This is a genomic window from Exiguobacterium sp. Leaf187 (genome assembly GCF_001423925.1).
GTDB classification, from domain to species: Bacteria; Bacillota; Bacilli; order Exiguobacteriales; family Exiguobacteriaceae; genus Exiguobacterium_A; species Exiguobacterium_A indicum.
In genome coordinates this window covers 1,583,948-1,597,738 of the sequence record NZ_LMPR01000009.1, presented here as the reverse complement: position 1 = coordinate 1,597,738, position 13,791 = coordinate 1,583,948, and the positions used below count along the sequence as shown (strand labels likewise).

General features: G+C 48.1%; 14 protein-coding genes. 9 read left to right on the top strand and 5 right to left on the bottom strand.

Annotation, left to right across the window (positions count from 1 at the left end; translation table 11 throughout):
* Positions 1 to 78 precede the first annotated feature (78 nt).
* The 7 genes from ASF99_RS12510 (at position 79) to ASF99_RS12480 (ending at position 7,829) form a co-directional block, all read left to right on the top strand.
* Entirely contained in the window at positions 79 to 840 is a 762-nt protein-coding gene (locus ASF99_RS12510) for an ABC transporter ATP-binding protein (protein WP_055969057.1), read from the top strand.
* Complete coding sequence (locus ASF99_RS12505; RefSeq protein WP_055969054.1) at positions 827 to 2,743, top strand: ABC transporter permease; 1,917 nt, start codon at positions 827 to 829, stop codon at positions 2,741 to 2,743. Before ASF99_RS12510 ends, ASF99_RS12505 begins: the two co-directional genes overlap by 14 nt.
* Before the next feature lie 96 nt (positions 2,744 to 2,839).
* On the top strand, positions 2,840 to 3,526 hold the full coding sequence (locus ASF99_RS12500; protein ID WP_023469323.1) for a response regulator transcription factor: 687 nt from the start codon (positions 2,840 to 2,842) through the stop codon (positions 3,524 to 3,526).
* Positions 3,523 to 4,515, top strand: coding sequence for a sensor histidine kinase (locus ASF99_RS12495; protein ID WP_023469322.1), 993 nt, complete (start codon positions 3,523 to 3,525; stop codon positions 4,513 to 4,515). Before ASF99_RS12500 ends, ASF99_RS12495 begins: the two co-directional genes overlap by 4 nt.
* Positions 4,508 to 5,272 carry an ABC transporter ATP-binding protein gene (locus ASF99_RS12490; RefSeq protein ID WP_023469321.1) on the top strand — a complete coding sequence of 255 codons (765 nt, stop codon included), beginning with the start codon at positions 4,508 to 4,510 and terminating at the stop codon, positions 5,270 to 5,272. The genes ASF99_RS12495 and ASF99_RS12490 overlap by 8 nt, the downstream gene beginning before the upstream one ends.
* Entirely contained in the window at positions 5,238 to 7,169 is a 1,932-nt protein-coding gene (locus ASF99_RS12485) for an ABC transporter permease (RefSeq protein ID WP_055969051.1), read from the top strand. Before ASF99_RS12490 ends, ASF99_RS12485 begins: the two co-directional genes overlap by 35 nt.
* Before the next feature lie 30 nt (positions 7,170 to 7,199).
* Complete coding sequence (locus tag ASF99_RS12480; RefSeq protein ID WP_023469319.1) at positions 7,200 to 7,829, top strand: helix-turn-helix domain-containing protein; 630 nt, start codon at positions 7,200 to 7,202, stop codon at positions 7,827 to 7,829.
* A gap of 45 nt (positions 7,830 to 7,874) precedes the next feature.
* Here ASF99_RS12480 and ASF99_RS12475 read toward each other — a convergent pair whose 3' ends face one another.
* The 3 genes from ASF99_RS12475 to ASF99_RS12465 form a co-directional block, all read right to left on the bottom strand.
* Positions 7,875 to 8,312 carry a hypothetical protein gene (locus tag ASF99_RS12475; protein ID WP_035396170.1) on the bottom strand — a complete coding sequence of 146 codons (438 nt, stop codon included), beginning with the start codon at positions 8,310 to 8,312 and terminating at the stop codon, positions 7,875 to 7,877.
* Between the two features lie 66 nt (positions 8,313 to 8,378).
* Positions 8,379 to 9,578 (bottom strand): ABC transporter permease, encoded by a 1,200-nt coding sequence (locus ASF99_RS12470; protein ID WP_023469317.1) that lies wholly within the window; start codon positions 9,576 to 9,578, stop codon positions 8,379 to 8,381.
* Positions 9,568 to 10,461, bottom strand: coding sequence for an ABC transporter ATP-binding protein (locus tag ASF99_RS12465; protein ID WP_023469316.1), 894 nt, complete (start codon positions 10,459 to 10,461; stop codon positions 9,568 to 9,570). The genes ASF99_RS12470 and ASF99_RS12465 overlap by 11 nt, the downstream gene beginning before the upstream one ends.
* A 176-nt stretch (positions 10,462 to 10,637) precedes the next feature.
* On the opposite strand from ASF99_RS12465, the gene ASF99_RS12460 reads away from it, so the two are divergent.
* Complete coding sequence (locus tag ASF99_RS12460; protein WP_055969048.1) at positions 10,638 to 11,576, top strand: VOC family protein; 939 nt, start codon at positions 10,638 to 10,640, stop codon at positions 11,574 to 11,576.
* Positions 11,573 to 12,169, top strand: coding sequence for an alpha/beta hydrolase (locus ASF99_RS12455; protein ID WP_055969045.1), 597 nt, complete (start codon positions 11,573 to 11,575; stop codon positions 12,167 to 12,169). The genes ASF99_RS12460 and ASF99_RS12455 overlap by 4 nt, the downstream gene beginning before the upstream one ends.
* Before the next feature lie 62 nt (positions 12,170 to 12,231).
* On the opposite strand, the gene ASF99_RS12450 is transcribed toward ASF99_RS12455, so the two are convergent.
* Positions 12,232 to 12,699 carry a hypothetical protein gene (locus ASF99_RS12450; RefSeq protein WP_023469313.1) on the bottom strand — a complete coding sequence of 156 codons (468 nt, stop codon included), beginning with the start codon at positions 12,697 to 12,699 and terminating at the stop codon, positions 12,232 to 12,234.
* Between the two features lie 344 nt (positions 12,700 to 13,043).
* Positions 13,044 to 13,784 carry an SGNH/GDSL hydrolase family protein gene (locus tag ASF99_RS12445; protein WP_023469311.1) on the bottom strand — a complete coding sequence of 247 codons (741 nt, stop codon included), beginning with the start codon at positions 13,782 to 13,784 and terminating at the stop codon, positions 13,044 to 13,046.
* Positions 13,785 to 13,791: the final 7 nt, after the last annotated feature.

Here is a 13,791-nt window from a genome sequence, read left to right as displayed (position 1 = left end):
TGAAAGCAAAGTCCATTTTGAGAAAAGCATGGAAGGACTAGACTGAGTGTAACGAATCAAACACAGGAGGCAATACAGATGAAAGCAATCTTACAAGCAGAACAGATTTCAAAAACGTATCAAACGAAAACAGCGCGCCACGAAGCACTGCGTCCGACGACGCTCCGTGTCCACGAAGGAGAGTTCGTCAGTATCATGGGTCCATCCGGTGCCGGGAAATCGACATTACTTAACCTGCTGTCGACGATTGATCAGCCAACGGACGGCTCGATTTTAATCAATGGAGCAGACGTGACGGCGATGAAGCAAAAACAATTGGCTCGTTTCCGCCGGGAACAACTCGGCTTCATCTTCCAGGATTTCAATCTCCTCGATACGATGACGGTCCGGGAAAACATCGCCTTACCGCTATCACTCGCGAACGTCGATAAAAAGATGATCTTAGAACGTGTCGATCGTGTGGCACGTCAACTCGGTATCTATGACTTACTCGATAAACGTCCCGTTGAACTATCGGGCGGACAAAAACAACGGACAGCTGCCGCGCGTGCGATCATTCATGATCCGTCACTCATTTTAGCCGACGAGCCAACCGGTGCACTTGACTCGAAGTCAGCGACCGGGTTACTCGAAGCGATGCAATCGCTCAACAACGAAGGCGCGACGATTTTAATGGTAACGCATGATCCGATGACAGCGTCTTATGCGGAACGGATTCTGTTCGTCAAGGACGGAGAGCTGTTCAAGGAAGTCCATCGCTTTGGTTCGCAGAAGGAATTCTTCGAACAGATCATGGAAGTTCAGCGTGAACTCGGAGGTGCCGTCCGTGAGCTTGTCTAAACTGGCGTTTCAAAATTTGAAGAACATCCGTCAAAACGTGATGTACCTCGGTGCGGTCACGTTTGCGATTCTGATTTATTACACGTTCCTCGCGATTCGATCGAATGAAGCGATGCTTCAGGCGAACGAATTGTACGGCAAACTGGGAACGGTCTTTACCGGAGCAAGTGTCATTCTAGCGCTTTTCTCTGCTATCTTCATCTGGTATTCAAGTGACTTCTTCTTACGTCGTCGTAAGAAGGAAATCGGGCTTTATGCATTACTCGGTTTAGAACGAGGGCAGATTGCTCGCCTGATTTTCCTTGAGACGATGGGGTACGGAGTGATTGGTCTGATTCTCGGAATTGCGATCGGTACCGTCGCTTCGAAATACTTCGTGCAGTTGCTCGCTTCAGTCATGGCGATGCAAGTCGATGCGACCTTTACGATCAGCGGAGCTTCCGTCCTGCAGACGATCGGTGTTTTCCTTTTAATCTTTCTGATCATCGCTTTACGTTCGGCTCGGACGATTTATCGTTTTACATTAATCGAACTGTTCAAGGCAGAACAACAAGCGGAATCGCTTCCGAAAGTCCATCCGATCCTAACCGTGCTTTCGGTCGTCTTGATCGGTGTTGGGTACTATTTGACCGGACAACCGTTGATGGATCACTTTACGATCGTTGCCCCACTCTTGATGCTCTGCGTCATTCTCGGAACGTTCGGAACGATGAGTTACTTCACGATCTTCTTATTGCGCGTCTTAAGTAATCAAGCGCGACACTTCAAAGGAACGAATTTGATTTTGCACGGGCAATTGTTGTCACGAATCAAATCGAATGCCGTCATGCTGTCGACGATCACAGTCATCACTGCCGTCACATTGACGACAGTCGGTACAGCGACATCGATTTATTATTTCATCGATCAGACCGTCGAGGAGCAAGTTCCGTACAGTCTATCGATTGCGAGTAAACAATCTGAAGCGGAACAACTGATTGCAAAGTCTGACCAAAAGATCGACAGCCGGACGATGGTCAACGTCAAGAACGTCGACCATCAGATGACCGATCTGCCGAACCCGCTGACGTTCACGCGCTACTACGCGACGTATGCGTATGAAGACCAGCCGGGACAATTCAGCTACGTCAACTATTCGGACTACGTCAAGCTCGCGAAAGCGAACGGGAAAACGGTCATCAAAGAACCAAAACAAGGCGAAGCGATCGTCCTTGAGACATTCAAAGGAAACGATTTGTTGAAGATGAAAATCAAATCGCCGGTAGGTGTTGAAATCAAGGACGTTCATGAGTCCTTTCGCATCACCGCTGCGACGAATCTACCGATCGCTCAACTTTATGAGAAACAGCGGCTTGCCTTCGTCGTAAACGATGATACGTTCGCGAAGATGCCGGAAAAAGGTTTCACACTGACGAATTATCAGTTCTCAGATGAACGTCATGACGATGGATTGATGAAACAGTTGACACAACTATATGGAAAACAAGCGGACACGGAGATGGCAGCGTATTATCCTGTCTATACGATGACGACAGCAACGACCGGCTTGCTCGCGTTTGCTGCCGGCTTCCTCGGACTCGTCTTCTTGCTTGCGACGGGTTCAATCATCTACTTCAAGATGCTCGCGGAAGCAGAAGAATCGAAACAACGGTTTGCCATCATCCAGAAGATCGGTGTCGATGAGAAGGAACAGACGGGCATCATCCGTCGTCTTGTCGGATTCGTCTTCTCCTTACCGTATGTGCTCGGACTCGTTCATAGTTTAGTTGCGATGCAAGTCTTGCAGAAACTGTTGAACTACAACATCGTTCGTCCGACATTACTTGCGATTGTTTGTTATACGATCGTCTATCTGATCTACTATATCGTCACGGTTCGTGCGTATCGCCGCATCGTCACGTGATGAACTAAATAGGGTACACCAAACTGGAAACGGAATAATCGTTTCCAGTCCTTTTTGAGTTCGTTATGATAAAGGGAGAAGGAGTTGATAGGAACGATGCATACGATTTTATTAGTCGAAGATGACATGAAGATTGCTACATTATTGAAAGAACTACTTGAACGCTATGATTTTAGAGTCGTCGTTGAAGATGGGCGAGGAGATGTCGTTGCGGTCTTTGAAGAGACGAATCCGGACGTCATTCTATTAGATGTCAATTTACCGAAGTTTGACGGTTTCTATTGGTGTCGACAATTGCGGATGAAGACACGGGCACCCATCCTGTTCATCTCAGCACGGGTCGGGGAGATGGATCAAGTCATGGCGCTTGAATACGGAGCGGATGATTACATCGTCAAGCCGTTCCAAGGAGCGGTCGTCATCGCGAAGATTAAAAGTCAGATTCGCCGGGCCTATGGCACGCTTTCAAACGAGACGGATGAGCGGACGGTGACGAAAGAAGGTGTCACGCTGTACTTGGACCGTTATATCGTCGAGTACGGGGAACAGTCGATCGAGCTGTCAAAAAAAGAGGGACTGATCCTTGAGATGTTGCTGACGGCAAGTCCACGAATCGTCAGTCGGGGCGATCTACTTGAACGGATTTGGGATGACGAAGCATTCGTCGATGAGAATACGTTGAACGTCAATATCACGCGTGTCCGCAAACGGCTTGCCGAAATCGGTGTCGCTGGACTTGAGACGGTGCGAGGTGTCGGTTATAAACTGGTTCTTGAACCATGAAGCTCTTTTTACGGCACGCGATACCAGGTATCATCTTCTTTACTGGACAAATGCTGATTTTATATGCCGTCTTATGGCTCTACGATCTTTATCGCCCAGCAGCCTTCTTTTATATCGTGCTCTTGAACAGTATCGGTCTCTTGATTTATCTCAGTTATCGTTTCTTCAGCATGCTTCCGTTGCTGCGACGGATGCAACAGCCGGTCCAATCGGTCGCAGAACCGATTCGCAGTGATAGTGAAGAACCGATTTCCGTCGCTGTCGAACAATTTTTAGAACGGCAACAGACCTTGTTTCGAAACAGTCTGTTTGCTGAGCGACGGAAGGAAAAAGAGCGGCATCGGTATGTCGACCAGTGGATTCATCAAATGAAGACGCCGTTATCCGTCATCGAACTGATTCTCGAACATCCGGGGGAGCACTATCAAGCTGATTTGCGCCAAGAGGTCGATCGGCTGCGCAGTGGACTCGACCAGATGCTCTATTCGTCACGTCTAGAAGCGATCGAGACGGATCTGAAGGCAGAGCAGTTATCCTTAAAGCCACTTATTACCGGCATCATTAATCAGGAAAAACGACTATTCGTCAAAAATCAGGTTTTTCCGAAACTCGATATCGCGGAGGATATGTACGTCTATACGGATGCGAAGTGGTTTCGATTCCTCGTCTTACAGCTTGTGACGAATGCGATTAAATATACGACAGGTCACGGACGAGAAGTCGTCTTGAAGGCGGAGGAGATAAATGGGCAGGTCGTTTTGTCGATTCGAGACGACGGCGTCGGGATTCCAAGACGAGATGTCCCACGCGTCTTTAATGCGTTCTTTACCGGTGAGAATGGGCGACGTTACGGGGAATCGACCGGAATGGGACTGTATTTCGTCCAGCAGGTCTCGATGAAACTCGGACACGAGATTGAACTTGAGAGTGAGGAAGGCATCGGGACGACATGTCGGATTCGTTTAGTAGGAGGTCGCGCACATGATTGAGGTGAAGCAATTAGGAAAGGTCTATCCCGGAAAGGTGACGGAACAGCCGTTGACGGATGTGAACTTCCGAGTTGAAGAAGGCGAGATGGTCGCAGTCATGGGACCGTCCGGTAGTGGCAAATCGACACTGATCAACTTGCTTGCGACACTCGACGAGCCAAGTTGGGGATCGATTCTGATTGATGGCGTCGATACAGCGACGTTTAAGCGAAAAGAGATGACACGCTTCCGACGCGAGACACTTGGGATCATCTTTCAGGAATTCAACTTACTCGACTCCTTGACGCTCGGTGAGAACATGCTCGTTCCATTGATGTTGTCTGGGAAAAAAGCAAAACTGGCGCGTGAAGAGATGGAGCAGTTGGCTCGTCGCCTTCAGATTGATGATTTGCTCGATAAGCAGGTGGACGAAGTAAGTGGTGGACAACGGCAGCGAACAGCGATCGGTCGCGCCTTGATTCATACGCCGCGTCTGATACTTGCGGACGAACCGACCGGAGCGCTTGATTTTCAAGCGACAAAACATGTCATGGATGTATTAGCAGAACTGAACGCGACGGGGATGACGATGGTCATCGTGACGCATGATCCGCAAGTCGCTTCGTATTGTAATCATGTCTTGTTTTTAAAGGACGGTAGCGTGCAAACCGAGTTATTCCGTGATGAGCCACGACGGATCTTCTTTCAACGTGTCATTGAGTCGTTATCGTTGTTAGGAGGGGATGAGCATCAATTATCTGCAATACGCCCTACGTAATATCCGGCGCTACCAGCGGTTGTACTATGGGTATGCCTTGACGATCATCATCGCGATGACGATCGTGACGAGTTACTGGAACTTGCTGACGAACGGATCGTTTCAAAACGTCGCCAAGATACTCAGCCAATTGAACCAAGTCATCGAGATGACGATCTTGTTCGTCTTCATCGCAGAACTGATCATCCTATTTTTTAGTATCCTGTTCATCTATTCGACGACCTATACGATGCTTGAGCACCGGAAGAACGATCTCCGAACGATGCGGACGCTCGGTAGTGGATTATCGCACTTCTTGAAGTATTTTTTGATTGAGGTTCTGATCGTCGGCGGATTAGCGATCACGGCGGGGATGATACTTGGAAATGTCTTGACGAAGATGCTGTTACTTTCTGTCGTCAAAATCATGTTCTTGCCACCGATCGAGTTTGAGCTGTCGTTTTATGCGATTCTTGCCTTGATTGGTGGCGCCTTCCTTGTTTTACTGATCGCGACCGTTCTGGCGATTTACCGTTTTCGTCCGGATCGACCGGTCCGTTCCCGTTCACTTTTTCGAAGAAGAGTTTGGATTCTGACACAAGTCCTCGCTCTATTGCTCTTGATTTACGGATATGTCCTTGCGTTCGTTCGAATGTATGGATTTTATATGTTATTCCCGCTTGTCATCTTCATCGGTTCCTTTTTCATTTGCCGCTATATCTTACCGTGGTTGATCCAGCTATATCGTCCATGTCGGTTGTCTCTTCGGAAACTGATCGTTTCGGAGATCGCCAATCAGTTACGAACGAATAGTACGCTGATTGCCCTCGGGACGATCTTGACGTCATGTGCGCTGACGGCAGTCGGACTTGTCTTCTTGTTTCAATTGATCGGACTCGATCTCTCGTCCCAAAATCAATTTGGTCTCGTCTATTATGAAGAATCCGCTCAGCCGACGAAGCGATTGAAGGATATTAAACAGACGATGACGGACGCATTTCCGGATCGCTATCAGCAAGATATTGAAGTGAAGGCAGAAGGGAAGCGTATCTTTTTACCGATTTCTGCCTACAACAAGATGATGCGTCAATTGCACCTTGAGGAGCGGAAGGCGACCGGTCGACAGAGTTTCTTCGTACCCGCGCGACCGGTGCAACTCGAAGAGAATACACCAACGATGAAAAAGGCGGAACAGGCGATGAAACGAGAAGGGTTTAAGCTGCTCTCGCCGTCTTCCCATGATTTAGTGTTCGGCTATAACTATCAGATCGAAACGATATTCGTCGTCAGCGACGCGGTCTTCCCGACACTTAAACAACCTGTTCGGCAAATCGTCGTCTTCGATACGCCAGCCTACCATGATTATGGAACGAGGGACTGGAAGCAGTGGATGAAGATCGTTCGCAATATTCAATCCGCAGCCAAGCTGGATGAGAAGCAGCCGGTTCCCTATCAGTTGATCAATGAGACGGAAGATGAGATCGACGGGATCCGGATCGTACGACTCGTCACGTTCGTCGTCATCCTTCTGACGATCTGGTTGTTCGTCATCAATGCGAGTTTCCTGCATGTATGGATGCAGATGACGGCGGAACAGGAACAAAAACGGATGAAGACATTGTTTGCGCTCGGATTCGGATCCGGAAACATTCGTCGTTACTTGCTCATGAAGTATGGTGCGGTCTTACTCATTCCCTATCTGATTTCTGTTTTTCATGCCTTTTTGTTGTTCCAAGTCGTCGTGACACAGGCTGGACTTGAAATGAAACCTTTTCTTAATCTCGCTATGTTTTGGATCAGTATCGTCACCGTTGGATACTTCTTAAGTGTCTTACCGATTTGGCTACGGTACCCGCGCCATCTGTTCCGGAAATCATCCGAAAGTTCGATGTATCCAACACCGAATTCAAGGGTATGATGATACCATAGGAACAAGGGAGGGAAACGTATGCTAGACCATTCACCATATCGAGGCTACGGTGACCGAATTCGTATTTTACGAGAGCGTGCCGGGGTTACGATCGAGCAGCTGGCAGAACGACTCGGTGTCGCACCGTACTTCATTCGTCGAACGGAACTCAGCGAAGTCTATCCAACAAAAGCGTACATCGAGGCACTGGCTGAAGCTTTGAACATCGATGCGAGTTACTTGGCTCGTCACATCTGGACAGGAGAATCATTGAAGTTCATCATGCAACAGAAGACGCCACTTGAAGAGATGAAACTTGCTTATGAGCAGACGCTCGGACAAGACGGGACATGGGTCGAAGAGCAGCTTGAAGAGCGAATGCGCCTGTTTGACCTGATGTACGACGAAGATGTCAAACGGATCGAGCAGACGATGAGCGCAACCGAGCAACGCATCTTTCATGAACTGGTCGATGCTGTGATGGAAGCAGGAGAGTTACAACGGGATCAAGCAGAAGAGACGTTTGAACTGTTTGAGGATAAACTTCCAGCCATGATGCAACTCGACGAATATCTCGACCGAATGACAGAAGGTGTATCGTTAGCTCGTTCGACATATTACACGGATTATAGTGACCGGAAAAGCCGTTCACGTTATCATCGCAAATAAAAAGTCGCTGTCTTCTGATTGACGTTCAGAAGACAGCGACTTTTTTTAACGTGTATTGTTTTGTGACATCTGACGTAAACGTGGATTCTTAATACGTGTCCGACCGATGATGAATCCAATGATTGCATTCGCGATGACGAGTACCCAACCGACATAGCCGAAATTGAGGGTTAAGCTACCGAGCATCGCTTGCCATTTGAAAATCATCATCATATCACCACGCAAGACGAAGCGTGCGATACAGACAAGTAAAACCGTCAATCCAGCGATGAAGACACCAACCCAACTTCCGTATAAGCGAGAAGATTGACGGCGCACCGCGACGAAGGACCAGCAAAATAGACTGGCGACGAACGTCATCCCACCGTAAGCAAGGACGAGTTCCCATGTCGCACTCGCCTGCGGAAATTTCGTGAACATGACAAGTGACGAGACCATGGCAGCAGCTGTGAAAAGAATCGCTGCCCAAAAACGAGACCGCATAACGTAGTTCCTCCTAAAGGCTTTTTCTCACCTAACGATAGCGGAAACGATTCGTCTTGTAAACTGTTACCGGCGACCGCTTAAGATCCGGCGCAACTGTTTGAGCGGATTCGATCCATAGAACAGAACACCACCCCGGTAGAATTTCGTTCCGACGAATAAGGCAAGCGAGATGCTGATCAGCATCAAAATGAGCGAAATCGACACTTGCCATAGCGGTACATCGGTCAACATGACGCGCAGGAACATGACCATCGGTGTAAAGAACGGCACGAACGACAGGACGACGACAGCTTGGTTCGTCGGTGCATTCAGACTAAACATCGAAATCATGAAAGCTGCGACGATCAACAAGATGACTGGTAATGTCACTTGCTGCGCATCCTCGACCCGACTGACGAGCGAACCGAGTGCCGCGAGAAGCGTCGCATACAGGAAGTATCCGAGCAGGAAGAAGACGAACAGATAAATGATCGTCCGAGCACTCAAGGAATCGAGTGATAACTGATCGAATAAACTGCTGTTTTGAGCACTGTAGTAGCCGACACCGACGAGAATCGATAATTGTACGAGACTGACCGTAGCGATCGAGAGGATCTTCGCCAGCATATGTTGAATCGGACTCGCGGCTGAAATCAGCAATTCCATGACACGGGATGACTTTTCGTTCGCGATTTCTGTGACGATCATCCCACCGTAAATCGCAATCGTGAAGTACATCAAGAATAGCAACACATAGACGAGCGCCGAGGCAGCAAAGAGTTCATCTTCACTTTTCCCACCCGTCGACGTCAACTCCTGTTTGACAGGAACAGGTTCAGCGAGCGAAGCAAGGACGTTCGGATCGATTTCAGCATCCGTGATGACGGCTTGGTCACGGACTTGTTTGACGACCGTTGCGACCTGTGTCTGTAATTCAGACTCAGGACTAGCACTGACGAGTGTCACGTCATACGAATCCTGAACGATTGCCACGGCATCGAATGTACCGCGGTCGACTGCCTTTCGTGCTTGTGCGACTGTATATTCCTTCGTCGTGATGTCTGAAGTGACACCAGCCTTCTTCAAGGCCGGACGAAGATCGGTCGACAATTCACTGACGAGAGCAACTTTCGGATCGTCACCAGAAAACCAGTCGAGAATCCGTTCGATATTGCCAAAGCCGACGAGGAACAGGACCATTAGGACCGTCGAAATCAAAAAGCTTTTAGCACGTAATTTTTGTAGTAGATTGAAGCGATATAAAGTCAGGAATTTACGGTTCATAACGTTTGCCGACCTCCTCGATGAAGATATCCTGCAGGGATAACTGATCCCAGACGAAACGATCGACATGGTGTCCTTGACTGACGATATGTTGGAGAAGTTGATCAGCCGTTTCTTTTGAAGAGACTTGGACGATATGCCCATTGTTGTCTGACTCGACTTGTAGGACACCCGGTAAGCTATCCCATAGGAGTGGTGGGGCATCTGTCGTCAAAAGGACACGTGTTTTTCCATAGCTTGCCTTGATGTCAGGAAGATAGCCAGCAACGACGGGTTTTCCGTGATCGAGGATTGCGACGTGTTCGCAGAGTTCTTCGACGTGATCCATCCGGTGACTCGAGAAGACGATCGTCGTTCCGTCGACGGTTAACTTTTTGACGGCACGTTTTAATTGTTCCGCATTGACCGGGTCGAGTCCGCTGAATGGTTCATCTAAAATCAGCAGTTCAGGTTTATGTAGGACAGCAGAGATCAACTGAATCTTTTGTTGATTTCCTTTTGAGAGTTGTTCGACGCGCATTTTTTCATACTGCGGAATTTGGAAATACTCGAGCCATTCCGTCAACGCTCGTTTCGCATCCTTCCGTTTCATATCGCGGAGTTCTGCGAGGAACAAAAGTTGTTCATCAACGCGGACTTTTGGATACAGCCCTCGTTCTTCCGGAAGGTATCCGATTTTTGAAGTCGGGATGCGCTCTCCGTTCCAGGTGATCGATCCTTCAGTTGGTTGCAGTAGACCGAGCAGCATCCGGAAGGTCGTCGTCTTCCCGGCACCGTTCGCACCAAGCAAACCAAAGATTTGCCCGCGTGGCACCTCAATCGTCAGAGCATCTACGGCTGTAAAATCGCCGAAACGCTTCGTGATGTGTTTTATTTCTAACATATGAACCTCCTTTAAAGACGTCTGTTGCACGACAAGTGTATCATTGTTACCTAGTGTCCTACGGTTTAAATTGGATAAAGGTTCCAGAAAAACGAGGAAAGGCTTATTAGTTTACTTTTTGTTCTTTAGTTACTATTATTGTGTTAATAGATACGACTGAAGGAGGAACGCATCATATGAAAACGCAAGGCATCCATCATATCTCAGCAATGGTCGGCGATCCACAAGAAAATCTCGATTTTTACGGAACCATTCTCGGACTACGATTCGTCAAAAAAACGGTCAACTTCGATGATCCAGGAACATACCACTTCTATTTTGGAAATGAATCCGGAGCACCGGGAACAATCATCACGTTCTTTCCGTTTAAAGGCATGGCAAAAGGGAAAGTCGGTGCCGGACAAGTCGGAACGACAGCTTACGCGATTCCGGTCGGTGCAGCAGATTTTTGGAAAGCGCGACTGACAGAAAAAAACGTCTCGTTTGAAGAGACGGTTCGTTTCGGAGAGCAGCAGATCGCCTTCGAAGATCCACATGGTCTCCAAATTGAACTCGTCGAACGCGAGGCGGGATCAGACAGTCGCTATGAAATCGATGGCATCACGCGTGAGGTTGCGATCAAAGGATTCGCCGGAGCGACGTTACTGTCGCGGGATCCATCAGACACAGCAAAATTACTGACAGACACATTCGGGCTGACACTTAGCAAACGGACGGAAACCGTTGACCGATATATCGCAGAAGGCGAGTTCGGGAATGTCGTTGACGTCGTTCATGGTCAAATGCCAGTCGGTCGTCCGGGAACGGGAACGGTTCACCATATCGCGTGGCGGGCAACGGATCAGAAGGAACAAATCGACTGGATGAACGCCATCAACGCGTTCGGTTTGCTGACGACTGAAGTGAAGGACCGCAATTACTTCACGTCGATCTATTTCCATGACCGCGGTCGGATCCTCCATGAAATTGCGACCGACAATCCAGGATTCGCAATCGATGAAGAGTTTGAGATGCTCGGAGAAGACTTGAAGTTGCCGGAACAATTCGAAGCACATCGCACGGCGATCACAAATCATGTAACACCTATTACTGTACCGAAGGGGAGACTCGTATGATTCATTTATACCAAGCACCAAAAACAGCAGACGCACCGATCTTTTTATTCTTACATGGCACAGGTGGAACGGAACAAGATCTCGTCGGGCTCGTCTCGTTGCTCGATTCGGAAGCAGGCTACTTGTCCGTCCGCGGAGAAGTCTCGGAAAACGGGATGCCACGATTCTTCAAACGACTCGCGGAAGGCATCTTCGATGAAGAAGACCTCGCTTTACGGACAGCACGTTTAATTCAGTTTTTACGTGATCAAGCAGCAGAGCGTAGTTTTGATCTCGATCGTCTGATTCCAGTCGGATACTCGAACGGGGCGAACATCGCGGCGAACATGTTGTTCGAAGAAGCTTTGTTCAAACAAGCGATTCTGTTGCATCCGATGGTACCACGTCGTGGTGTGACGTTACCTGACCTATCGGACGTGCGCGTCTTCATCGGTGCAGGTAGTAATGATCCGATCTGTCCGGCTCAGGAAACGGAAGAGTTATCAGCACTCTTGAAACAAGCTGGTGCATCAGTCGACGTCACGTGGTCGAATTATGGTCACCAACTTGTCATGCCAACGATTGAAGCAGCAACGGATTGGCTGAAACAGTAAAAAAGGGCTGTCCCATCTTCTTCTTCTTTCATAGAAGATGATGGGGCAGTCCTCTTTTCGTTTCAAGCAGGATGATCACTTTTTGGTCGAGAATAGACGATGAGCACACCACGTTCGACGAGCTGGAGGGCGAGCGTCTGTTTCACTTCTTCCGATGCTTTCGTCTTGGCAAGTTGTCGGTAGAGCAAGCGAAGTTCACGGCGCATCGTCTTACGGATCAGCCACATGCTATCAATCGTCGTACACCAACCGGTCACGGTCTCGTGTCCGATGTAATACTGGGTCTGACGTTCGAGATAACGAATCCACCACTCGTCACGCGCCATTTTTAGTACGACACCTGTGAGGCCAAGTACAAGGATGGCGAGGGGAATGCTTTCATATAAAGGAAGACGACTAATAACGGTACCAACATTCGTGACGAGGGCAAGCATCCCCCATCCTATGCATCCGATGACAAGCCAATATCCAAAGTTGAGAGTACTTCGATGTCGTAACGTCACTTTCGGCGTAAGCAATGAAGTGGCCATCAGAAACACCTCCTTGTTAAATAATCGAATTTTCTGACAATTTGTAGTTGTCCTTCTACTATAGTTACTTTTTCCCGAATCGTCTAGTCATTAGACATGGAAAATGTGTTTCTTTCTTGACGAAATTCGTGTACGCTAAATGTAGAAGTGAGCGGTTACATAAAGGGGGATATAAAGAAATGATGGATCAAGTGATTTGGATTGCTGTCGGTATCGTTGCCGTTGCGGTTTTCTCAGCATCGAGTGTCGCAGCGTACATGGGTGTCAAGAACCAAGAAGATTAAGAATCGAAAAACGGCTCATCCTGATCATCGGGATGAGCCGTTTTTTTGATGTGCCATCGATTATTTGTTTGCTGTTATATCTGCTTGCAATGCATAAGGTTTCAGGGCATCGCTCCAGCGTAGATAACCGCCACCGACGAGATGTAATCCATCATACGTCAAGCGATTCTGAAGATATCCTTGTTTATTCGTCAAGACAGGTCGTAAGTCGACGAATGGAACCTTAAGCGATTGAGCGAGATTTTGTAAATTCCGGTTCAACGCTTCGACATCACGGTTGATTCGGACGGAGTCTGAATACTTCGGTGCCACAGGAACGGTTGACTGAACGACGACGTCAATGTTATTTTTTCGAAGTGTCGTCACGATCGTCGTCATGTTCTCGGTAATTTGTGGAATCGGCGTATAGTGACGGATATCATTAATACCACCCATCAGGAAGACGCGTTTTGGTTTCATCTCGAGAATCAGGTCGAGACGAGTCAAAAAGCCTTCTGTCGTATCGCCAGGAATCCCGAAATTAATAATTGTCGGATCATCCATCAAGATGCGCCAATCGGCAAAATTCGTCATCGAGTCACCTAACATGACAGCGTTCGCTGATTTTGGGTATTGATAAGTATGGAATAGACTATTCAAACGGACATAGTTCGGATTCTTATCGTATTGGAATGTCGTGACTGGAGTCGTACTCGTTGCAGGTAAGACGCTTTCGAACAGTTCGAGCGGTTTACGTCCCAGTAACAATGCAAGGAGAACGACGTTCAAGACGATGGATAGAATCAGGAGTGTCTTTTTCATAAACATT